Origin of the sequence: Campylobacter jejuni, from assembly GCF_049221745.1 — a bacterium.
Classification (GTDB): domain Bacteria; phylum Campylobacterota; class Campylobacteria; order Campylobacterales; family Campylobacteraceae; genus Campylobacter_D; species Campylobacter_D jejuni_E.
Map to the genome: position 1 here is coordinate 21,907 of NZ_JBMJAO010000003.1, position 22,970 is coordinate 44,876.

Here is a 22,970-nt window from a genome sequence, read left to right on the forward strand (position 1 = left end):
ATGGAACATTTATCAATAGTTTTTGATGTGATTAAAAATTTAATCACATTTGATTTAGCAACAGTTCAAAAACATGAGTGGGAGATTTTCCAAGGTTATGGTTTTTTTGCACTCGTGATGTTTTTGTCAATAGTATTATATGCGTATTGGTATCATTTATATAGAACAGAAAAAAAAGGCGAGAGAAATTATGAAAATTATGCAAACCTTGCCTTAAAAGATGATATTGATGATAGTGTATTAGAAAGTAAAAGGAGTGCTTAATGCAATGGTTAAATTTAGAAGATAATGTTAATCTCTTATCTTTAATTGGAGCTATTCTTATCATTTTAATCACACTAGTTATTGTGGGTAGAATGTTTAAGCAAATGAAAGAAAAAAAAGGCGAGTCAGAGCTTAGTGAACATAGTTGGGATGGAATAGGAGAGTATAAAAATGCTGTTCCTACTGGTTGGGCTGTGGTATTTGTTCTAACTATTGTTTGGGCTATTTGGTATTTTCTATGGGGATATCCTTTAAATTCTTTTTCAAGTATAGGTCAATACAATGAAGAAGTAGCAACTCATAATATAAAATTTGAAGAAAAATTTAAAAATTTATCTGCTAAAGATAAAATAGCAATGGGGCAAAATATCTTTTTAGTTCAGTGTTCAGCTTGTCATGGAATTACAGGCGATGGTATCAATGGTAAAGCTCAAAATTTAAATATTTGGGGTAGCGAAGAAGGTATAATCAATGTAATTAAACATGGTTCAAAAGGTATGAATTTTCCAGGTGGAGAAATGCCTAAAGCAGCTGATTTAGGTGTGACAGAAGAAGATATTTCTGCTATTGCTGCTTATGTGGCAAAAGATCTTTCAGCTATTAAGAAAACTGCAAATGAAAATTTAGTAGCAAAAGGTAAAGAAGCTTATGCAACTTGTGCAGCATGCCATGGAGAAGATGGAAAAGGTCAAGATGGAATGTTCCCAGATCTTACAAAATACGGTTCTGCGGCTTTTGTGGTAGATGTTTTACATAGTGGTAAGGCTGGTTTTATAGGAACAATGCCGAGTTTTCCAACGCTTAATGATATTCAAAAAGAAGCTGTTGGCGAGTATGTAATTTCTCTTTCAAGGGGTGAATGATGGAAAATAATAATAGATGCGTGTTTTCTCTTTCAGGTGTTACAGGTATGTTAATTGCTACGGTTTTGTTACTTGCTATCTTGGTAGTTTTAACTATTTGGGGTCTTAAAGCTCAGCAAGAAGTGATGCAAAAGCCATATAGTCTTAAAGATGTACAAAGTGTAAAGATGTTTGGTTCAAAAGAACAAGATCATAGAAGTATAAAGGAAGTACAATGAGTAAGGCTTTGGAATATTTAATTGTTATTGGTTTAGTTGTTGCTGCTGCAATCACCGCTTGGTCGGTTTTGACTGTAAATCATCTTCACATAGGATGAAAAAAATATTACAAGATGGCTTTTTTTTAGCCATCTTCTTCTTTGTTTTATTGCCTTCTAGGGTTTTTGCTCTCGATGCTGTACTTTTTAATGAAAATATTTTAAGTCAAAAAGTAAGTAATGAGATTAATCTTATAGGAAAAGAGCTTTACCAAAAAAGTAATATTTTTATCGGCGTTATGGTTGGTGATAAAACTGAAATTGAAACTTTATTAAATAAACAAAAAGAACTTCCTCAATCTTATATATTGCTTCTTTTGTCAAAAAATTCTCACAAAGTTGATATAGTGGGCTCAAAAGGTGCTTTAGCTTTGATTGATAAAGAAGCCGTGCTTAGTCCTTATCCTGGAACAGGATCTATTTTGCCGATATTAGCTACAAATAAAGGTGATATTTATAATGCTGCTATACTTAATGGTTATGCAGATATTGTAGATCGTGTGGCAAAATCCTTGGGATTGCAATTAGAATATTCTATAGGTAATGCAAATCGTGATACTATCAATATCTTAAGAATACTTATCTATGGATTTATTTGCTTTGCATTGTTATACTATACACAAAGAAGAATAAAGAGGAAAAAAAATGTTAGAAACTAAAAAAAGTTTTTGGCCTTATGGTATTTTGCTTTCACTTTTGGCTATAATTATTGCTTGTATTGTAACGATTTTTATAGCAAGTCACCATCCTGTGCATGAGGATGATTTTTATTTTGACTCTTATCAAAACGTTGAAAATAATTACAATCAAATACAGAAACAACAAGTAAATTTTGATAAATTTTTTAAAGTAAATTTTCAAAATGATAAAATCACTTTTATAGGTAAAAGAAAAATTCCTAGTTATGAAGTGGAACAAAATTCCTATGTTGCAAATTTTAAAATTTCTGCATTACAAAATATAAATTCTGATGATTTAAAAGTTCAAGCTCTTCTTACAAGACCATTCACTAAAAATTTTGATCAAAAGTTAGAAGGACAAGTTAAAAATGGAATTTTAAGCATCGCTTTACCTAAATTAGATAAAGGTAGATGGGAGCTTAAGCTAAAGTTTTATGCAAATCAAGAAACAGTGGGTTTTTTTAGCTACGAATTAAATGCTCAATGAAGTTAAGAATTTTTAGTTCTTCAAGACAAATTAGAGAGTATTATAACCAAAAGAAACAGCAAAATGCTTTATTAGATAGCGCTATTCATATAGGCGAATTTTTAGATAAAGTTTGTTTGAGTAATTTTCATAAGGCAAGTTCTTATGAAAGCTTACTTTTAATGCAAGAAGCTTGTCTAAAAAGTAAGGATTTAGAAAAAAAACTAGGAATTTCGGTAGAATTTTTTGCTTTTTTGAAAAATAACGAATATCTTTTTTCTTTTTTCAAAGAACTTAGTTTAGAAAAAAAAAGCATAGAAGATCTTAAAAATAATGATTATTATGCTACCTATAATGAACATTTGGAAATTTTAGATGAGGTATATAAGAATTATCTTGCTTTGCTTGAAAAGAATTCTTTTTATGATGATCTTTCTTTGCCTAAAAATTACACTCTTAATAAAGATTTTTTAGATGAGTATGAAGCTATATTTTATGATTTGCAAGGTTTTTTGAGTAAATTTGAAGAAAATTTATTAAGCGAAATTTCTCAGATTAAAGAAGTGGTTCTGAGTTTTAAAACGAGTAAATTTAATCTTGAATATCTTTTAAAACTTGATTTTTTAAAAATATTTGATTTAAAAATAAACACTTATTATGAAATCAATCTTTCAAAACAAGAGATCTTAAAAGAAGAAATTTTTAAAACAAAAAATTCAAAAATTAAACTCAAATCTTTTGAATTAAGGGCTTTACAATGTGCCTTTGTTATGGATGAAATTTCACATTTTATACGCAAAGGTTTAAAGCCTGAAAATATTGTAGTTATAACTCCAGATGAAGGCTTTTGTGAGTTTTTAAGACTCTTTGATAAAGACAATATGCTTAATTTTGCAAGTGGGATTAGTATTAAAGAGAGTTTATTTTATCAAAAATTTCAAGCACTTTATGAAAGTGCTAGTAGTGCTTCTTTTGTCTATAAAAATCAAGAGGATTATTTTGAAGATACACAAATGATTTTTGATTATCACAATACGCTTTTACATTCTTTAAAGCTTGATTTTATAGAGTTTAAAAAGTATTTTGATGAGAAATGTGATTTTGAACATTTTGAAAAATTACTTGCTTTATTTTTAGAAAATGAAAAGCAAGAGCTCATTTATTTGATACGAAAAGAACTTTATTTTATTAAAGATTTATTGAAAAATCAGTCTTTAACTTTTAAAGAGTTGATCCATCTTTTTTTCATGCAAATTTCACAACTTTCCCTTAGTGATGTAGGTGGAGGTAAGGTTACGGTAATGGGACTTTTAGAAAGTCGTGGGCTTTGTTTTGATGGGGTAATTTTGGTTGATTTTAATGAAGAATTTATTCCTAAAAGAAGCGTTAATGAACTTTTTTTAAACAATGAAGTGCGTAAAAAAGCAGGATTGATTAGCTATGATAGAAGAGAAAATTTACAAAGATTTTATTATGAAAGCTTGATGAAGAATGCTTTAGAAGTAAGTATTTGCTTTGTGGAAAATGAAGAAAAGAGCAAATCACGTTTTTTAGATGAACTTGATTTTGACTTTTTTTATGAAACCCATATCCACCAAAAAGCTTATCTTAATGCTTTAAAATTAGACTATGAAGGCATAAAACCTGATTTAACTCCTATAAAAGCTCCTATTTTAAAGCATAATCCTTTTGAATTTCCGCTTTCTTTTAGTCGTTTTAATTTATTAGAAAATCAAAAAAGAACTTATTATTATCGTTATATTTTAAATTTAGCAGAACCTAGGGTTTTGAGTGAGGAAAGCAAAGCAAAGAATCAAGGAAATTTTATCCATAAAATGCTTGAAATTTATTATAAAAATTATGCAAATAATGATTTTGATATAAAAGTTTTTAAAAATTTATTGGATAAAGAATATCAAAAATACAATATCAGCGAACTTGATCTTGAAGTATTCAAATTAAAATTTACACAATTTGCTAAAAATGAAAAAGAGCATTTTTCAAAAGGCTTTTATGTCGCACATACAGAGCTTGAGTTAAATAACATTTTAAAACTTGGAACAGATAGTATAAAACTTAAGGGTACTATAGATCGTATCGATAGTTCAAAAGAAGGTAATTTGATTATTGATTATAAAAGTGGAAAAGTACCAAGTAATTCTTATCAACTTGCTTTTTACCAAGCTTTATATGATGAAAATGCAAGCGTGGGTTTTTATGATTTAAATAGTATGCAAATATTGCATCAAAAAGCTAAAAGTTTAGATGAGCTCAGAGAAAGACTCAAAGATTTAGTTCTTATGAGCAAGGAAGAAATAGAGTTTGAAAATGAACAAGATGAATATTGTCCTTATAAACTCATTTATAAAAAGGAATTAAAATGAGTCAATTTAAGCCTTTTTTGGCATTAGAAGCGAGTGCGGGAAGCGGAAAAACCTTTGCTTTGAGTGTGCGTTTTGTAGCACTTATTTTAAAAGGAGCTAGGATTAATGAAATTTTAGCTTTAACTTTTACTAAAAAAGCTGCTAATGAAATGCAAAAAAGAATTATTGAGACTTTTTTAAATTTAGAAAAAGAAAATAAAACAAGTGAATGTAATGAACTTTGTAAGCTTTTAGGTAAAGATAAAGAAGATCTTATTTCTTTAAGAGATGCTAAAAAAGAAGAATTTTTAAGAACAGAGCTAAAGATCAGTACTTTTGATGCTTTTTTCGGAAAAATTTTGCGTGTTTTCGCTTTAAATTTGGGCTTAAGTAGTGATTTTGCAATGAGTGAAGAGAGGCTTGATGTAAGAGAGATTTTTTTAAAACTTCTTAAAAAAGATGAATTAAAAGATTTAGCTTATTATATTAATTTAGTTGATGAGAAAGAAAATTTTTTTAACGAGCTTGAAAAATTTTATGAGAATGCTTATTTTCAAAATCGTCCTAAAATTCCAAATCCATCTAAAGCTTATATTAATAAAGCTTATAGTGAGTTAAGAAGTTATTGTTTGGGTCTTACTCATGTAAAAAATTATAAAAATTTGTGCGACAATTTTAAAAGTGAAGTTTTAGATTTATCCGTGTTTATGCAATCAAGTTTTATGACAAAATTTGAAAGTACAAAATATTTGCATGATTTAGAAAGCACAGACTTGCATTTTAGCGCAAAAAGAATGGAGCTTATAAATGCTTTAAATACTTATGCCATAGAACTTGAAAATTATAAAGTTGCTAATTTAATGAATCTTTTAAATCATTATAGTGAAGCTAAAAATATATTCCATAAAGATAAAAATACCTTAAATTTCCAAGATGTGAGTAAAAAAGTTTATGAGCTAATAACCAGTGAATTTAAGGATATGATTTATTTTCGTTTAGATGGTTTTATTTCGCATTTGCTTATTGATGAATTTCAAGATACGAGCGTGATCCAATATCAAATTTTACGCCCTTTGATCGCTGAGCTTGTTTCAGGAGAAGGAGTTAAGAAAAATCGCACTTTTTTTTATGTAGGAGATAAAAAACAAAGTATTTATCGTTTTCGTAAAGGAAAAAAAGAATTATTTGATTTGTTAAAACAAGAATTTAGTCAAATTAAAAGTGATAGTTTAAATACTAATTATCGTTCCAAAGAGCTTTTGGTTAATTTTGTTAATGAAATTTTTAAAGAAAAAATCAAAGATTATAAAGAACAATTTGCCTTAGAAAGTAAAAAAGGTGGTTTTGTGCGTATTGTGGAATCTAAAGAACAAAAGGTTAAAAACCAAACTCAAGAAATCAAGGAAAAGACTTTAGAAACTTTATTTGAGCAAATTAATTTTTTAAGATCTAAAAATATTTCTTATGATGATATTTGTATTTTGTGTTGGAAAAACGATGATGCAGATATGGTGTTAGATTTTTTAAAAGAGCAAAAAATTCCAGCATTTACTCAAAGCAATGTTTTACTTGAAAATAAAGCAAGTGTAAGACTTGTTTTAGAATATGCTAAATATTGTATTTTTGGTGATACATTTTATTTGATATTTTTAAAAGAGCTTTTAGGTTTTGAGCCAAGAAAAATTACTCTTGATTTTTCAAAAAATACTATGGAAAATGTACTTTTTTTAATAAAGGAATTAAAACTTGATTTAAATGATATCGCTTTAATACAATTTATCGAATATGCTAAAACTAAGGAAAATTTTTTAAAGCTTTTATTTGAACCTTGTACTTTGAAAATAGTAAGCGAACAAAATATGGGCATTAGTATTATGAGTGTGCATAAATCTAAGGGTTTGGAATTTGATCATGTAATCTTGCTTGATAGCTTATCTAAAAGCAATTCAAACAATGAAGACATTATGCTTGAATACGATATTAACCAAGGCTGGCAACTCCATATTAAAGATAAAATCAGAGAACTTACTAAAGAGCCTATTTATACTCTTTTTAAAGAAAATATTGCAAGAGCAAATTATGAAGATGATATCAATAAACTTTATGTGGCTTTTACAAGAGCTAAGGAAAGTTTGATCATCGTAAAAAGAAATGAAGAAAGTGTAAATGGAAATTATCCGAGTTATTTTAAGGGAAAGTTTTTAAATATACACTCTCAAGAGAGAGGTTTTTTAGAAAACAAAGAGCCAATTTTAAATGTTAAAAAAGAAAGTATTCAGAATTTACAAAAATTTGAAAAAATTAGCCCACAAGAAATTCAAAGCGAAGAAAAGATTGATAGCAAAGAACTATATTTTGGAAATGCTTTTCACTTTTTTATGCAAAATTTAAAACTTCCTAGAGGTGAAAATTTTCAAATACTCACTCAAAGATGCAAGAGCAAATTTAGGCATTTTTTAGATGAAGGTGATTTTGAAAAGCTTTTTAAAAGAATTGAAATTTTGCTGAAAAATACTCAATTTCAAAATTTTATTGGTGATGGAAAACTTTTAAAAGAACAAGCTTTGAGTTTTAATAGAGAAATTAAACAATTAGACTTGCTTGCTTTAAAAGATGAAGAAGCTTTCATAATTGATTATAAAACAGGTCTTGCTATGCAAGATAAACATAAAGAGCAAGTAAGAACTTATAAGATTGCCATTAGTGAAATTTTGAAAAAAGATAAAGTGCGTGCTTTTATAGTTTATTGTTTGGAAAATGAAATTCAAATTTTGGAAATATAAACTTTATTTTTACTTAAATTAAGTAAAAATTAATATTATTTTTTATACAATCACATTTTAAATTTTTGGCAAAGGTAAAAATTATGACAAAGATAACAAAGCCAAACGAAGTAAAACGAGAATGGATTGTTTTAGACGCAGAAGACAAACGCTTTGGTCGTCTTTTAACTGAAGTAGCAACAATTTTGAGAGGTAAAAATAAACCTTGCTTTACTCCAAATGTTGATTGTGGTGATTATGTAATTATCATCAATGCTTCAAAAGCTGTATTTACAGGTACTAATAAAGCAGAAGATAAGCTTTATCATAGACATTCAGGATATTTTGGAAGTGTAAAAAGCGAAAAATTTGGTGATTTACTTGAAAAAAATCCTGCAAAATTATATAAATTAGCAGTTAGAGGTATGCTTCCTAAAACAAATTTGGGCAGAGCTATGCTTAAAAAATTAAAAATCTATGCGGGTAGTGAGCACCCACACACTGCGCAAATTGCTAAAGAAGGAAAATAATCATGGCAACAACATACGCAACAGGCAAGAGAAAAACTGCTATCGCAAAGGTATGGGTAAAACCAGGTAGTGGTAAAATTAGTGTTAATGGTGTTGATTTAAACACTTGGCTTGGTGGACACGAGGCGATTAAGCTTAAAGTGGTTCAACCTTTACTTGTGACTAAACAAGAAACTTCAATGGATATTAAAGCAACCACTTTAGGCGGGGGCTATAGTGCTCAAGCTGAAGCTTTAAGACATGGAATTTCAAGAGCTTTAGCAGCTATGGATGCTGATTTTAGAGCCTTATTAAAACCTAAAGGACTTCTTACTAGAGATAGTAGAACTGTTGAGCGTAAAAAATACGGACGCCGCAAAGCAAGAAGAAGCCCACAATTCTCTAAACGTTAATATTTTTTGGTGGGATTTTCCCACCTTTCTGCAATTTTTTGTAAAACTCATCCTTTTTTTTATCATTTATGATATAATTGCAAAATTTAAATTTTATAACACAATGAAAGGTTTTTTCTATGAAAAAAATATTATTATGTTTAGGTTTGGCAAGTGTTTTATTCGGTGCTGATAGCAATGTAAAATTTGAAATCACTCCAACTTTAAACTATAATTACTTTGAAGGTAATTTAGATATGGATAATCGTTATGCACCAGGTGTTAGACTTGGTTATCATTTTGACGATTTTTGGCTTGATCAATTAGAATTTGGGTTAGAGCATTATTCTGATGTTAAATATACAAATACAAATAAAATTACAGATATTACAAGAACTTATTTGAGTGCTATTAAAGGTATTGATGTAGGTGAGAAATTTTATTTCTATGGTTTAGCAGGTGGAGGATATGAGGATTTTTCAAATGCTGCTTATGATAATAAAAGCGGTGGATTTGGACATTATGGCGCGGGTGTAAAATTCCGTCTTAGTGATTCTTTGGCTTTAAGACTTGAAACTAGAGATCAAATTAATTTTAATCATGCAAACCATAATTGGGTTTCAACTTTAGGTATTAGTTTTGGTTTTGGTGGCAAAAAGGAAAAAGCTGTAGAAGAAGTTACTGATACTCGTCCAGCTCCACAAGCAAAATGTCCTGTAGAGCCAAGAGAAGGTGCTTTGCTAGATGAAAATGGTTGCGAAAAAACTATTTCTTTGGAGGGTCATTTTGGTTTTGATAAAACTACTATAAATCCAACTTTTCAAGAAAAAATCAAAGAAATTGCAAAAGTTTTAGATGAAAATGAAAGATATGATACTATTCTTGAAGGACATACAGATAATATTGGTTCAAGAGCTTATAATCAAAAGCTTTCAGAAAGACGTGCTAAAAGTGTTGCTAATGAACTTGAAAAATATGGTGTAGAAAAAAGTCGTATCAAAACAGTAGGTTATGGTCAAGATAATCCTCGCTCAAGCAATGACACTAAAGAAGGTAGAGCGGATAATAGAAGAGTGGATGCTAAATTTATTTTAAGATAATGAATAAAACTATTTTATTTGATTTAGATGGCACTTTAATTGATTCTACTGATGCTATTTTAAATTCTTTCCAAGGAGCTTTTAAAGCCCTTGGATTAACTTCTAAAAATAATAAAGAAATCAAAAATCTTATAGGTTATCCTTTAGAGCAAATGTTTAGAATGCTTTATCCAGATAAAGTAAATTTAAGTAAAGAATTTGTATTAGCTTATCGTGAAATTTATGCACAAATTTATTTAGAACAAACCACTCTTTTACCTAAAGCAAAAGAAGCATTAGAGCTTGGAAGTGAAATTGCAGATCTTGGTATAGTTACAACAAAAGGTGGTAAATTTACTCCGATTTTACTTGATTATTTGGGAGTTAAAAAATTCTTTAAAACTTTAATTACTCTTGAAGATGTTATAAATCCAAAGCCAAGTTCCGAACCTATAATTTTAGCCTTAAAAAGACTCAATAAAACTCAAGAAAATGCCTATATGATAGGCGATACAATACTAGATATTCAAGCTGCAATTTCTGCTAATATCACCCCTTTGGCCTTAACTTGTGGCTATGGCAATGAAAATGAATTAAAAGCCTATTTTACAGTATTTTTAAATGCATATGAGGCTGTTAATTATATAGCTAGATTAAACTAATTTCAAGTTTTCGTTAAACGCCTTTTAAGAGAATTTATAGTAAATTGATGGCTAAAAAATTATAAAAATTATCAATATAAAGGAAGGTCTCAATGGGCAAAATTATGAAAACTATGGACGGAAATGAGGCTGCTGCGTATGCTGCGTATGCTTTTACTGAAGTCGCTGGAATTTATCCTATTACACCTAGTTCTCCTATGGCTGATTACACCGATATGTGGGCATCTGCAGGTAAAAAAAATCTTTTTGGAGTTCCTGTAAAAATCGTAGAAATGCAAAGTGAAGCAGGTGCTGCAGGTAGTGTGCATGGATCTTTACAGGCTGGGGCTTTGACTACAACTTATACAGCTTCTCAAGGATTACTCCTTAAAATTCCAAATATGTATAAAATAGCAGGTCAATTACTCCCCTGTGTAATCCATGTAGCAGCGCGTTCTTTGGCTGCTCAAGCCTTATCTATTTTTGGCGATCATCAAGATATTTATGCAGCAAGACAAATTGGTTTTGCTATGCTTTGTTCGCATTCTGTACAAGAAACCATGGACTTAGCTGGTGTAGCACATTTAGCTGCAATTAAGGGAAGAGTGCCATTTTTGCATTTTTTTGATGGTTTTAGAACAAGCCATGAAATTCAAAAAGTTGAAGTAATGGATTATGCGCATTTTGATAGATTATTAGATAGAGAAGCTTTGCTTAAATTTAGAAATAATGCTTTAAATCCAGAAAATCCAAAAACACGCGGAACAGCACAAAATGATGATATTTATTTTCAAACTAGAGAAGTAAGCAATCGTTTTTATGATGCTTTACCTGATGTTGTTAATGAATATATGCAAGAAATTTCAAAAATTACAGGCAGAGAATATAAACCGTTTACTTATTATGGACACAAAGAGCCAGAGCGTGTGATTGTTGCTATGGGTTCTGTAACTCAAGCACTTGAAGAGGTAGTGGACTATCTTAATGCTAAGGGTGAAAAAGTAGGGATTTTAAAAGTTTATCTTTATCGCCCATTTAGTTTAAAATATTTCTTTGATGTTATGCCAAAATCAGTGAAAAAAATCGCAGTTTTAGATAGAACCAAAGAACCAGGAAGTCTTGGGGAACCGCTTTATCTTGATGTAAAATCAGCTTTCTATGGAAGAGAAAATGCTCCTGTTATAGTGGGTGGAAGATACGGACTTTCTTCAAAGGATGTTGATCCTGCTCAAATGATAGCAGTATTTGAAAATCTTAAACTTGATAATCCAAAAGATGGCTTTACTGTAGGTATAGTTGATGATGTAACTCATACTTCACTGAGCACTGGAGAGAAAATTTCACTTGGAGATGAAAGTACGATCGAATGTTTATTTTACGGACTTGGTGCTGATGGAACTGTGGGCGCAAATAAAAACTCGATTAAAATCATCGGGGATAAAACGGATTTTTATGCTCAAGCTTATTTTGCTTATGATTCTAAAAAATCAGGGGGTTATACAAGAAGTCATTTAAGATTTTCTAAAAAACCTATCCGTTCAACTTATCTTGTTTCAACTCCGCATTTTATCGCTTGTTCAGTAGCGGCTTATTTGGAAATTTATGATGTTTTAGCAGGAATTCGTAAAGGCGGAACTTTCCTTTTGAATAGTATTTGGAATGCTGAAGAAACTATAAAACAACTTCCAGATTCAGTAAAGAAAACTTTAGCTGAAAAAGAAGTAAATTTTTATATTATCAATGCGACTAAACTAGCTCGTGATATAGGCTTAGGAAACCGCACAAATACCATTATGCAATCAGCCTTTTTCAAACTTGCAAAAATCATTCCTTATGAAGACGCACAAAAATACATGAAAGAACTTGCGTATAAATCTTATAGCAAAAAAGGCGATGCTATTGTAGAAATGAATTACAAGGCTATTGATGTGGGTGCTGATGGACTTGTAAAAGTTGAAGTAGATCCAAATTGGAAAAATTTAGAGCTTAAAGAGAAAGAACAAACCAATGCCTATAAAGGTACTGAATTTGTTGAAAAAATCGTAAAACCTATGAATGCAGCTAAGGGTGATGATTTACCTGTTTCAGCCTTTTTAGGTTATGAAGATGGAAGTTTTGAACACGGCACAACCGAATACGAAAAACGCGGTGTTGGAGTTATGGTACCAAGATGGATAGAGGCAAATTGTATCCAATGTAATCAATGTGCTTCAGTTTGTCCACATGCTGTTATTAGACCGTTTTTGATCAATGATGAAGAAATGGCAAATGCACCTCGTGGAGTAAAAGATCATGCTTTGGAAGCTAAAGGAACTAAAGGAGAAAAATTAAGCTTTAAAATTCAAGTTTCTCCGCTTGATTGTACAGGCTGTGAGCTTTGTGTTCATGAGTGTCCTACTAAAGAAAAATCTTTGGTTATGGTGCCACTTCAAGAGGAAATGGATTTTGGCGAGCAAGAGAATGCGGATTATTTATTTAAAGAAATCACTTATAAAGATGATATTTTAAATAAAGAAACCACAAAAGGAGCGCAATTTGCTCAACCTTTATTTGAATTCCATGGGGCATGTCCTGGATGTGGGGAAACTCCTTATATTACTTTAATTACGAGATTGTTCGGTGAAAGAATGATTGTAGCTAATGCTACAGGATGTAGTTCGATTTATGGGGGTTCAGCTCCATCAACTCCTTATAGAAAAAGTGTGAAAAATGGACACGGCCCTGCTTGGGGAAATTCACTTTTTGAAGACAATGCTGAGTTTGGTTTGGGTATGAAAATAGCAACTGAAAATACAAGACACCGCATTGAAAATATCATGAATGAAAGCATGCAAGAAGTTCCAAATGCTTTATCAGCCCTTTTTAAAGATTGGATTGCAAATAAAGACAATGGTGCTATGTCTGTGGAAATTAAAGATAAAATGATCCCTATTTTAGAACAAAATAAAAATATTAAAGCGGTGCAAGATATATTAGAGCTTAAACAGTATTTAAGTAAAAAATCTCACTGGATTTTTGGTGGTGATGGTTGGGCTTATGATATAGGCTATGGCGGACTTGATCATGTTTTAGCAAGTGGAGAAAATGTAAATATTTTAGTACTTGATACAGAAGTTTATTCTAATACGGGTGGTCAAAGTTCAAAATCTTCTAGAACAGGAGCTGTGGCACAGTTTGCAGCAGCAGGCAAACCTATACAGAAAAAAGACTTAGGTCAAATTGCTATGACTTATGGTTATATTTTTGTAGCACAAGTAAATTCAAGTGCAAATTATACTCATCTTATTAAAGCTATCACTGCAGCTGAGGCTTATAATGGGCCATCTTTGGTGATTTGTTATTCTCCTTGTATAGCTCATGGTATTAAAGGTGGGCTGGGTTACTCAGGAGAGCAAGGTGAGCTTGCTACAAAATGTGGTTATTGGCCACTTTATACCTTTGATCCGCGTTTGGAAGAACAAGGAAAAAATCCTTTAACTCTAACAGGAAAAGAACCTGATTGGGATTTATATGAGCAATTTTTAATGAATGAAGTGCGTTATAATTCACTTAAAAAAGCAAATCCTGAACACGCTGCTGAGCTTTTTGAACGCAATAAAAAAGACGCTCAACGTCGCTATAGACAGCTTAAGCGTATTGCTATGGCTGATTATAGTAATGAGGTTGAAAGCTGATAAAATATATTTTTAGTGCAATATTGTGTTTTAGCACTTTGTTTGCACAAGATAATTTTGAAGAGTATTTTAAACTTATAGATAAAGAAAATCGCATAAATTTTAATGCTCTTCAAAATCCATTTGTGAATCCTACTTTTGAAAAATTAAGACATATTAAAATTATTGCAATTATGCTTGATAAAGTAAAAATTTATGATCGATGGTATAAAAAAGGTGATATGATTGATGATGCTATAATACATGAAATAAATACTAAAGAGATTAAATTCCAATATGATAATTTAGAAATTGCAATCCAAATAAATAAAAATGATAAGATTAATATTAATTAACATTCTTTTTTGCCATTATCTTTATGCTTTAGATTGTCAAAAGCGTCTTTTTGATATCAGTATTAATGAAAAATTAAGCATACAAGAAAGTCTTGATGAGCTTGCAAAATATTGTTCTTTTAGTATTATTATTAAAGATAAAATTGCCAAAGAAAAATTAGAAACATTGCAAAATTCTGTCAATATTCATCAAATGAGTTTAGACGAAATTTTTAATTTTTTTATCAAAGAGCATGATCTTAGCTATGATTTTGATGGTAAAATTTTAAGAATTTCAGGTATTAATACGAAGATTTTTAAGATAAGTTATATCACTTCTATCAGAGAAGGACAAAGCATAACTAAAGCGTCTGTAGACGCTAAACCAAGGCAAAGTGAATATAGCGGTAGTTTTGATGATGCAGAAGACAATATGATTAAAAGTATGGAAAAATTTGATTTTTGGCAAAATATAGAAAAAGAGATTATTGTATTATTAAAAAATTCTCATGAAGATTATGAGGCTAAAACTCCCATTATAAATCCCAATGCAGGTCTTATTATAGTAACTGGAACAAATTCTCAGTTAAAAAGTGTGAAAAATTATTTGCAAAAACTAGAAAATCGTCTTAAAAAACAAGTTATTATCGATGTTAGTATACTAGCTGTGAGTTTAAATGAAAATCATTCTAGTGGGATTAATTGGCAAAATTTTAATATAGGTTTAAATTCACAGGTAAATAATGGAAATTCTTTTATTCAGTTTCAAAATGGGCAAGGTTTTGTTAAGAATTTGGGTTTAAGGGCAAATTTAAATTTTGATTCTATTATTAACTTTCTTTCTCAAAATGGAAAAACTAGCGTACTTTCTAATCCAAAGCTTATGGCTTTAAATAACCAACAAGCCATTATTTCTGTAGGCGATACTATAAATTATCAAGTCAAAGAAAGCTCTAAAGGTACTGAAAATGGGACTACTGTTAGTGAAAGTTATAATAATTATTCTATTTTTGTAGGCATTTTACTCAATATCTTGCCTGAAATTTCTGATGATGGAAAAATAATGCTTAGGATTAATCCGAGCTTAAGTGATTTTAAGTATCCAGAAGATAATAAACGACAAAAAGAATCAAGAACTATTGCTCCTGATACCATACAAAAAAAGCTTTCTAGTGTTGTGCAAGTAGAGAATAATCAAACTTTAATTTTAGGTGGATTGATTTCTCACGATAAATCTAATGAGAAAAATTCTATCAATTTTCTATCAAAAATTCCAATCCTAGGTTCTTTGTTTAAAGGAGAAGTTTTAAATTCTAAAGCAACTGAAATTGTTTTTATTATCACTTCAAGTATAGTGATAGCATAAACGCCCCAAGTCTTAAAGATCTAGGATTTAAGCATTATGAGTAAAATTATTCCATTTAGAGAAGAAATTTTTCATCAAATCAATCAAATTTTAGAAAGCCAAAAAGCTTTTATTTTTTTATGGGAAAAAAGTGGTAGTGGTAAAAGTGTATTGTTGCAAAGATTGGCAAAAAAATATAATGTTGATTTTATTAATGAAAATTTTAAAGATCAAAATTTTTTAAAAGAAAAAATTGAGTTTTTGATTTCACAAGGTCAGAATTTAATCATTCTTGATGAAGTGGGAATGTATGATTATGCAATGCTAGAAAGAATCAGGATTTATAGTGATTCTATAAGTTTTGTTTTAAGTTCTCATAAAAAGTCAAATACACTTAAAAAAGAGCATTTTAAAAGTCGTTTAAGTGCTTGTTTTGAATTGAAAAATATTAGTCTTTTAGAGCTTGATGATTATATTAAATTGAAATTTGGAATGAATTTTTCAAATAAATGTCTTAAGTTTTTACAAAAAATTTCTCAAGGAAATTTAAGATATATTGATAAAACTTTAAAAAGTTTTTATGAGATAAATAGTTTTTTTGATAAAAACAAAAGTCAAGAGTATATTTTAAAGCTTAGTGCTTTAGAGAATGGCTTATTAAGGTAAGATATGCAAGAAAGAATTAAAGAGCTTGAGCTTAGGTATAAATACTTTTTACTTAAAAAATATTTAAAATATTTATTGTTAATTATCCTAATATCAGTAATAGCATTTTGTTTTTTTGTGCTAATGCAAAAATATAATAAGCAAAAAAATATTTATTTGCAAGCTATTGAACATAAAAAGCATTTAGAGCAAAAGATTCTTCAAGCGCAAATTTTACAAGAAAAAAATAAGATTTCTAGGGAAAAGTTATATAAAGAACTAGAAGAAGTTAAAGCAGTGCAGGAAAATACACACATTAGTAAGATAGAAATTGATTCTAAAATTTTAAATATTTCTGATTTAAAAAAATCTTTTTATCAAAATCCAAGCTATGAAAAGGCATTAAATTTAGCTAAGAAGTATTTTGATATTAAAGCTTATCAAAAGACAATATTTTGGGCTTTAAAAGCCAATGAACTTGACAAGCAAAAACAAGATTCTTGGCTGATTTTTGCTCAGGCTAAAAGAGCTTTAGGCGAAGAAAAAGAAGCTCAAAGTGCTCTTTAGATGCTTATATAAATTATTATGGTTTAATGGAATTAGATGGAAAGTAGAATGGATAAAATTTTTCAAGCTTATATTGATAATGAAATAAGTCTTGATGAAATTTGCACTAAATTTAATATCACTTCTTGGGATTTTTTTAAAAAATTAGCAAATTTTTGTAATTTACATTTTGTTGATTTAGATGAAGATGATGATTTTATTTATGAAGGTATACCTTTTTCTTTACTTTTAAAATTTAAATTTCTGCTTATTAAAAACAATGACGGCTTTATGATTATTAGATCCAAACCTTGTTCTTTAGAGCTTTTAGAGCAAGTTAAGACTTTTATGATTTGTGAAAAAATCGACACTGCAATTGTCGATGAATTAAAGATAGCTAAAATTTTAAATCAAATTCGCATTCAAGAGGAGATTAAAAGATTAAGCATTAAGCTTAGACTTGAATGGCAAGAAAATCAAAAAAGAGATGATCAAAGTTGCATCAGTCAAATTTTTGATTTTTTATTACATGAAATTTTATCTTTTCATGCGAGTGATATTCATATAGAAGCAAGGAATGATGATGCTTTGATTAGGTTTAGGGTTGATGGAATTTTGCGTGAATTTGCTATTTTTGAGAAGGATATTTATGAAGCTTTGGTTTTTCATGTCAAATTTTTAGCTTGTTTGAATTTAGCTGAATCAAGAAAAGCACAAGATGGAAGTTTTGAATTAGATTTTGAAAATGAAAGATATGATTTTCGTGTTTCATGTTCGCCTTTGATTTATGGCGAAAGTGTTGTTATAAGAATTTTAAAACATGATAAAGAAATTTTGGATTTGTATAAACTAAATCTTGGAGATAAAAATTTAGAAATTTTAAAAAAGATTTTACATCGTCCCAATGGAATGATTTTATTAACCGGCCCTACAGGTAGTGGTAAAAGCACAACTTTATACGCGTGTTTAAATGAGTTGAAAAGTATTGAAAAAAAGATTATCTCCGCAGAAGATCCTATAGAATATAAAATTCCTTTAGTACAGCAAATTTTGCTCAATTCAAAAGTTGGAGTCGAGTTTAATAGTGTTTTAAGAGCAATTTTAAGGCAAGATCCTGATATTATCATGATAGGAGAAATCCGCGATGAAGAAAGTTTAGATATTGCACTTAAAGCTTCTTTAACAGGTCATTTGCTTTTAAGACCTTGCATACTAATGATGCTCTTGGTGCTATTGATAGGCTTTCGGATATGCAAGCAAAAAGTTACTTGATAGCATCGGCTTTGAGCCTTGTTATAGCACAGCGTTTGGTTAGAAAACTTTGTCCTTGGTGTAAGCAAAAAAGCAAAAAACATTATATTGAATTTGAAGGTGAATTTTTTGAACCAAAAGGATGTGAGCGTTGTTATCATAGTGGATTTTTTGGCAGAGAGTTAATCGCTGAGTGCTTAGAGATCAATGAAGATTTAGCTTGTGCAATTAGGGAAAATCAAGATAAAACGATTTTAATGGAGCTTGCAAAAAAAATATGGCTTTCAAACTATGTTTGAACAAGGTTTAAAAAAAGCCAAAGAAGGTCTTGCAAGCATAGATGAGCTTTTAAGGGTTGTAAGATGAAATTTTATGAAGTAGAATTTCTTAAAAACAATCAAAATTATACAAAAACTATAAAAGCTGAAAATTTAAATATAGCACAAGCAAAAGCCTTATCAAAGAATTGGAAAATCATTGATATAAAAGAAATTCAAAAATCTAATTTTCAGAGATTAAAGGATGAAAATTTTATACTCTTTTTTAAAGAGCTGGCTTTGTTGTGTGAAGTTGGATTAAGTGTTCAAGAAGCGATTAGAGAATTATATCTTATGCATTCTTGCAAGATTATGAAAAAAATATTAGACAATTTAATTTTAGCCCAAAATCTAAATCAAGCTTTTGAAAATGCTAATTTTGGATTAAATCGTGCGGAGTTAGCCTTGATTAAAACGGCTGAAAAGACAGGAAAAATCAGTGAAGTGTTTAGTCAAATTTCTAAACTTCGAGAAAAAAGCTTAGAGAGTCAAAAACAATTAAAAAAGGCTTTTAGATATCCTACTTTGGTTTTTTTAAGTATTATCGGATCATTTTTGTTTTTAATGCTTTTTGTAGTGCCTAATTTTAAAGATTTATTTGAAAATTTAGGCGCGAGTCTGCCTTTTATCACGCATGTAATGTTAGAAATTTATAATTTTTTAGATGGCTATGGAATTTTTTGCATATTTTTGTTTGTTATTTTTATTGTTATGCTTATTTTAGCTTATAAAAATTTTCATTCTTTTGCTTTTTCTTGCGATTTTTTATTTTTAAAAATACCTTTGATTTCTTGTTTGATTATTTATAATCAAAATTATTATTTTTTATGGTTTTTTCTTTGCTTTTAAAAAATGGAATTTCAATATCTAAAGCTTTTGATTTAGCTATTATAGGGCTTGAAAATAAATTTTTAATTTCTCAGTATAAAAAACTTTTTAGTTTTATAGATTCTGGTCTTGAGTTAAGTCAAGCTTTTAAAAAGATTGATATTTTCGATTCTTTGGTATTTTCTATGCTTAGTGTTGCGATGAAAAGTGGAAAACTTGAAGTGTTAAGTGAAGAAATTGCCAAATACTATCAACAAAAAAGTGAAAATTTGATGGATAGATTTTTGGTTTTTTTAGAGCCTATGATGACTTTATTTGTGGCACTTTTAGTTTTGTTTTTAGCCTTAGGTATATTTTTACCTATGTGGGAGCTTAGTTCAGGGGTCAATTTTTAACTAAAATAATCCCAAGCTACTTTAATAATAGTAGCTCCTACAACAATTAAAAATAAAGTTTTTATAAATTTTTCATTGGTTTTTAATACAAGTTTTGAGCCTAGATAGGCCCCTAAAACTTGCCCTATACCCATAAGTAAGCCTAAAATCCATAAAAGTTCATATTGCCATAAAAATATAATAAGAGCAATGATATTGCTTGTGAAATTTAAAATTTTAGTATTAATGCTCGCTTTTCTCATATTAAAACCTAGTAACATCACACAGGCAAAAATCCAAAATGAACCCGTTCCAGATCCTAAAAATCCATCATAAAAGCCTAAAGTTAAGCCACAAATTAAATGAAAAATTTTGATATTTTTTATTTTAGGTTTGCTTTCGTGTTCGCCTAAGTTAGGACGTAAGGCTGTATATAAGAAAGTAAGAGTTAAAAAGATTAAGATAATAAGCTTTAATTGCTCATCTTTTACAAAAAGAACGCTATAACTTCCTATAGCTGCTCCTAAGGCTGTAAAAAAAACACCCCAAATAAGATGAGGTAGAGTAGTAGATTTAAAATAAGTTAAAGTAGCTGTAAAAGAACCAAAGACGCTTTGGAGTTTGTTTGTTGCTAAGGATAAATGCGCAGGAATTCCACAAGCTATGAGTGTTGGTAGAGTAATAAGTCCCCCTCCGCCTACAATAGAATCTATAAAACCAGCAAAAATAGCTACAAAAAAAAGTATGAAATAATAAATCGTATCTAAGTGTTCAAAGCCCATTTTCACTCCTTAAATTTGTCAATTTCTTTACTTTGTCCTAAACGATAGAGTGCAAAGTCATATTTTATGGGATCATTTGCATCTAATTTTTTTAAATTTTGCGTGAGTTCTAAAACACTTTTATAATCATATATTTTACGCTTTAGAAGTCCTAAAGTCAAGGAAATTTTATGTGTATGTGTATCAAGTGGGATTAAAAGATCTTTGGTGTGAATTTTGGTAAAAAGTCCAAGATCAAGTTCATCTTTTCTAACCATCCATCTTAGATACATATTATAACGTTTAAGAGGTGAAGTAGGGGTGCTTTGCCAAATTTTTCCAAAGAAAAAATCATACCCATAACTTGAATATGAATTTAAGGTTTTGATTTTTTGCATAAAAGCTAAGATGGCATCTGTGGTATTTTCTCTTTTTTGATAGGCTTGGTGAAAAAGTTCGTAGAGTGAAATTTCATTTTTCAGTCTTGAAAGAGTGATAAAAATTTCTTGTATATCTCTTTCGTTTTGGAAGCGGTATTTTAAATTTTTAAGTTCTTTTTTTATTTGTTTTTCTTGAAGATTTAATAAAGAAAAATCAAGTTTTTTTAGAAAATTTACTATATTTTTAGCATTTCCATAGGCAAATAAAGCACAAATTAAGGCAATAAATTCATCATTGTGAATTTTAGCAATTTGTAAAGGATCTGGAGTTTCAAAAAGGGAATGATTGGTATTTTTTTGATTAGCTAAAAAATCAAGCTTAGCTTTAAGATGGATAAAATTTTTCACTTGATATTACTAGAGCTTAAGATTTAAGTCCTAGTAAGGTATCAAGCATTTGATCTACGGTTGAGACGATTTTTGCTGCAGCACCGTAACTTGATTGATATTGTATAAGAGCGGCTAATTCTTCATTTGTATTTACACCACTTTTAGATTGGTACTCGCTATAAACAGAATTATAAAGAGTTTCATTGCTTGCGTTTACAATATTATTATTCTCGCCATCTGAAGCTATTTTACCTGTAAGTTTGCGGTAATATTCTTCCATAGTAAGATTATCAATGGTGCCATCTTCATTATAAAAATTAACTTTTTGATATTGAAGTTGGATGATTTTATTTGCCATGTCATTGCCACTATCAACCCCATTTGAGCTTGCTCTTACTGTGCTTGGATCATTTAAGATAGAATCTTTTACTTTCATATCACTTGCATCAGTTCCGCTGAAAAAACCACCTATGCTAAACGCACCTGCGAAATTTGTACCCTTATCTTCAATGGCTACCTTAAAACCTGATTTTGCATTGATTTGAAATAAACCATCTCCAGTTTTTGCATCGTAGCTAAAACTTGCATTGATATGATCATCAACATCATTATTTGCATTGTGATCGTTATTATCATCTGTATTAGCATTGATTTGACGCATGATATCATTCATGGTTGTATTTACATCTATGGTGATGGTTTTGGTGAGTTTTTTATCGCCTTTATCATTATAAATGACTATATCAAAACTTCCTGGTTGTATGGTTCTATCGTAATTAACTAAAGGAATATCTCCCTTAAGCCCAGATAGATAATCAGAAGTGACAGAACTTTTCGCAGAACTTGCATAAAGATTGTTAGTTTCATTGATCATGGTTTTAGCAAAAGTATCTAAAGAATCCATATAACCTTGGATAATTCCATCTTCATATTTTCCTTCGCTTTTGCTATAGTTTCTACCGCGTAGATCAAGTTGGGCACCTAGTTGTCCACCGCTAATCTTTGCAGTAAGATCGCGAACTTTTTCATCAGGAGTTTCATAATAAATACTATAAGATTTATTTTTATCATCATAATCAAGCTTTAAAGGATGAAAATTTATCCCATCTACTATACTAAAACCTTCTATACTTAGATTGTATTGATGTCCCGGATCAGTGATGGTTGTATCAAGGCGATTGTCTTGATTGATTTCATTTTTGCTTGCAACTGCGCTAACTAGCTTTGAAAGAGTAAGCTCAAGTTCATCTCTTCTATCCCTAAGCTCATTTGCGTGTTCTGTTGGTAGAGCTTCTTGTCCGTAAATTTGTTTATTTATAGTAGCAATTTCTTCGCCGATTTTATTAATCTCATCAACCGTATTTTTAATATCATCATTTACTTTTTTTTGGATTTTATCCAAGGTTGCAAAGGTATTATTAACGCTTTCTGTTAAGGTTTGAGAAGCTTTTACAAGGGCTATTTTTGTGGCATTTTCGTTGGGGTTAGATGCAAAATCATTCCAAGCTTTGTTATAATTTTCTAAATCTTGCAAAATCCCTGTATTTTGTAAGTCTGGAAAACGCTGAGCAATTTCTTGTAAAGTTGAAGCCATATATTTAGTGTATTCTAGTTGGTTAGATGCGCCTTTTAATTTATAGTAAGAATACTCATCATGCAAACGCACTATACTTTCTACAGCAGTTCCTGTACCTACTTGAACTCCACCTGTGGTAATATACCCATTTGTAGTTTGCACCACTCTTTGGCGTGTATAAAAAGTTGCATTAGCATTTGAGATATTATTTCCGGTTGTTGCGATTTGAACTTCGCTTGCTTTTAAGCCTGTAACACCTGTGTATAATGTTCCAAAAATACCCATTATAAATCC

The 22,970-nt window shown here is 29.8% G+C and carries 18 protein-coding genes and 4 pseudogenes; 19 read left to right on the plus strand and 3 right to left on the minus strand.

The annotated features are described in order from the left end of the window. From ccoQ to ACOTU8_RS03760, 19 genes and pseudogenes are all read left to right on the plus strand, one after another. Window positions 1-264: a cytochrome c oxidase, cbb3-type, CcoQ subunit gene (gene ccoQ, locus ACOTU8_RS03670; RefSeq protein ID WP_002851307.1), complete on the plus strand. Its 264-nt coding sequence runs from the start codon at window positions 1-3 to the stop codon at window positions 262-264. After that, window positions 264-1,127 (plus strand): c-type cytochrome, encoded by an 864-nt coding sequence (gene ccoP, locus ACOTU8_RS03675; RefSeq protein WP_422341832.1) that lies wholly within the window; start codon window positions 264-266, stop codon window positions 1,125-1,127. The genes ccoQ and ccoP overlap by 1 nt, the downstream gene beginning before the upstream one ends. Beyond that, entirely contained in the window at window positions 1,124-1,345 is a 222-nt protein-coding gene (locus tag ACOTU8_RS03680; protein WP_422341833.1) for a DUF4006 family protein, read from the plus strand. Before ccoP ends, ACOTU8_RS03680 begins: the two co-directional genes overlap by 4 nt. Then, window positions 1,342-1,443, plus strand: a complete 102-nt coding sequence (locus tag ACOTU8_RS03685) for a hypothetical protein (RefSeq protein ID WP_002858872.1) — start codon at window positions 1,342-1,344, stop codon at window positions 1,441-1,443. The genes ACOTU8_RS03680 and ACOTU8_RS03685 overlap by 4 nt, the downstream gene beginning before the upstream one ends. Beyond that, a complete protein-coding gene (locus ACOTU8_RS03690) occupies window positions 1,440-2,042 on the plus strand; it encodes a hypothetical protein (RefSeq protein WP_422341834.1) in 603 nt (200 codons plus the stop codon). Before ACOTU8_RS03685 ends, ACOTU8_RS03690 begins: the two co-directional genes overlap by 4 nt. Further along, entirely contained in the window at window positions 2,029-2,550 is a 522-nt protein-coding gene (locus tag ACOTU8_RS03695; protein WP_422341835.1) for a FixH family protein, read from the plus strand. Before ACOTU8_RS03690 ends, ACOTU8_RS03695 begins: the two co-directional genes overlap by 14 nt. Beyond that, on the plus strand, window positions 2,547-4,913 hold the full coding sequence (locus tag ACOTU8_RS03700; RefSeq protein ID WP_422341836.1) for a PD-(D/E)XK nuclease family protein: 2,367 nt from the start codon (window positions 2,547-2,549) through the stop codon (window positions 4,911-4,913). The genes ACOTU8_RS03695 and ACOTU8_RS03700 overlap by 4 nt, the downstream gene beginning before the upstream one ends. Continuing rightward, window positions 4,910-7,675 (plus strand): RecB-like helicase, encoded by a 2,766-nt coding sequence (locus ACOTU8_RS03705; protein ID WP_422341837.1) that lies wholly within the window; start codon window positions 4,910-4,912, stop codon window positions 7,673-7,675. The genes ACOTU8_RS03700 and ACOTU8_RS03705 overlap by 4 nt, the downstream gene beginning before the upstream one ends. Before the next feature lie 83 nt (window positions 7,676-7,758). Further along, the gene (gene rplM / locus ACOTU8_RS03710) at window positions 7,759-8,184 is read left to right on the plus strand and encodes a 50S ribosomal protein L13 (protein ID WP_422341838.1); all 426 of its coding nucleotides are present in this window, start codon (window positions 7,759-7,761) and stop codon (window positions 8,182-8,184) included. Window positions 8,185-8,186: 2 nt separating this feature from the next. Further along, on the plus strand, window positions 8,187-8,576 hold the full coding sequence (gene rpsI, locus ACOTU8_RS03715) for a 30S ribosomal protein S9 (protein ID WP_002851459.1): 390 nt from the start codon (window positions 8,187-8,189) through the stop codon (window positions 8,574-8,576). 119 nt (window positions 8,577-8,695) lie between these two features. Continuing rightward, entirely contained in the window at window positions 8,696-9,655 is a 960-nt protein-coding gene (cadF, locus tag ACOTU8_RS03720) for a fibronectin-binding outer membrane protein CadF (protein ID WP_422341839.1), read from the plus strand. Then, complete coding sequence (locus tag ACOTU8_RS03725; RefSeq protein WP_422341840.1) at window positions 9,655-10,296, plus strand: HAD family hydrolase; 642 nt, start codon at window positions 9,655-9,657, stop codon at window positions 10,294-10,296. Before cadF ends, ACOTU8_RS03725 begins: the two co-directional genes overlap by 1 nt. A 92-nt stretch (window positions 10,297-10,388) precedes the next feature. Then, window positions 10,389-13,949, plus strand: coding sequence for a pyruvate:ferredoxin (flavodoxin) oxidoreductase (gene nifJ / locus ACOTU8_RS03730; protein WP_422341841.1), 3,561 nt, complete (start codon window positions 10,389-10,391; stop codon window positions 13,947-13,949). Window positions 13,950-13,972: 23 nt separating this feature from the next. Continuing rightward, window positions 13,973-14,284 (plus strand): transformation system protein, encoded by a 312-nt coding sequence (ctsR, locus tag ACOTU8_RS03735; protein WP_422341842.1) that lies wholly within the window; start codon window positions 13,973-13,975, stop codon window positions 14,282-14,284. Then, a pseudogene (mshL, locus tag ACOTU8_RS03740) lies at window positions 14,262-15,673 on the plus strand (pilus (MSHA type) biogenesis protein MshL). Before ctsR ends, mshL begins: the two are co-directional and overlap by 23 nt. After that, on the plus strand, window positions 15,666-16,274 hold the full coding sequence (ctsP, locus tag ACOTU8_RS03745) for an ATP-binding protein (protein ID WP_422341843.1): 609 nt from the start codon (window positions 15,666-15,668) through the stop codon (window positions 16,272-16,274). Before mshL ends, ctsP begins: the two are co-directional and overlap by 8 nt. A gap of 3 nt (window positions 16,275-16,277) precedes the next feature. Continuing rightward, window positions 16,278-16,867: pseudogene (locus ACOTU8_RS03750) on the plus strand (transformation system protein). Continuing rightward, window positions 16,857-18,416: pseudogene (gene ctsE, locus ACOTU8_RS03755) on the plus strand (GspE/PulE family protein). The pseudogenes ACOTU8_RS03750 and ctsE overlap by 11 nt, the downstream one beginning before the upstream one ends. Then, window positions 18,413-19,590 (plus strand): annotated as a pseudogene (locus tag ACOTU8_RS03760) (type II secretion system F family protein). Before ctsE ends, ACOTU8_RS03760 begins: the two co-directional pseudogenes overlap by 4 nt. On the opposite strand, the gene ACOTU8_RS03765 reads toward ACOTU8_RS03760, so the two are convergent. The 3 genes from ACOTU8_RS03765 to flgK are packed head-to-tail and all read right to left on the minus strand — an operon-like array spanning window position 19,587 to window position 22,961. Beyond that, entirely contained in the window at window positions 19,587-20,351 is a 765-nt protein-coding gene (locus tag ACOTU8_RS03765) for a TSUP family transporter (protein ID WP_422341844.1), read from the minus strand. The pseudogene ACOTU8_RS03760 and the gene ACOTU8_RS03765 overlap by 4 nt on opposite strands. 2 nt (window positions 20,352-20,353) lie before the next feature. Beyond that, entirely contained in the window at window positions 20,354-21,118 is a 765-nt protein-coding gene (locus tag ACOTU8_RS03770; RefSeq protein ID WP_422341845.1) for a TIGR02757 family protein, read from the minus strand. A 16-nt stretch (window positions 21,119-21,134) separates the two neighbouring features. Continuing rightward, a complete protein-coding gene (gene flgK / locus ACOTU8_RS03775) occupies window positions 21,135-22,961 on the minus strand; it encodes a flagellar hook-associated protein FlgK (protein ID WP_422341846.1) in 1,827 nt (608 codons plus the stop codon). Between the last annotated feature and the right edge of the window lie 9 nt (window positions 22,962-22,970).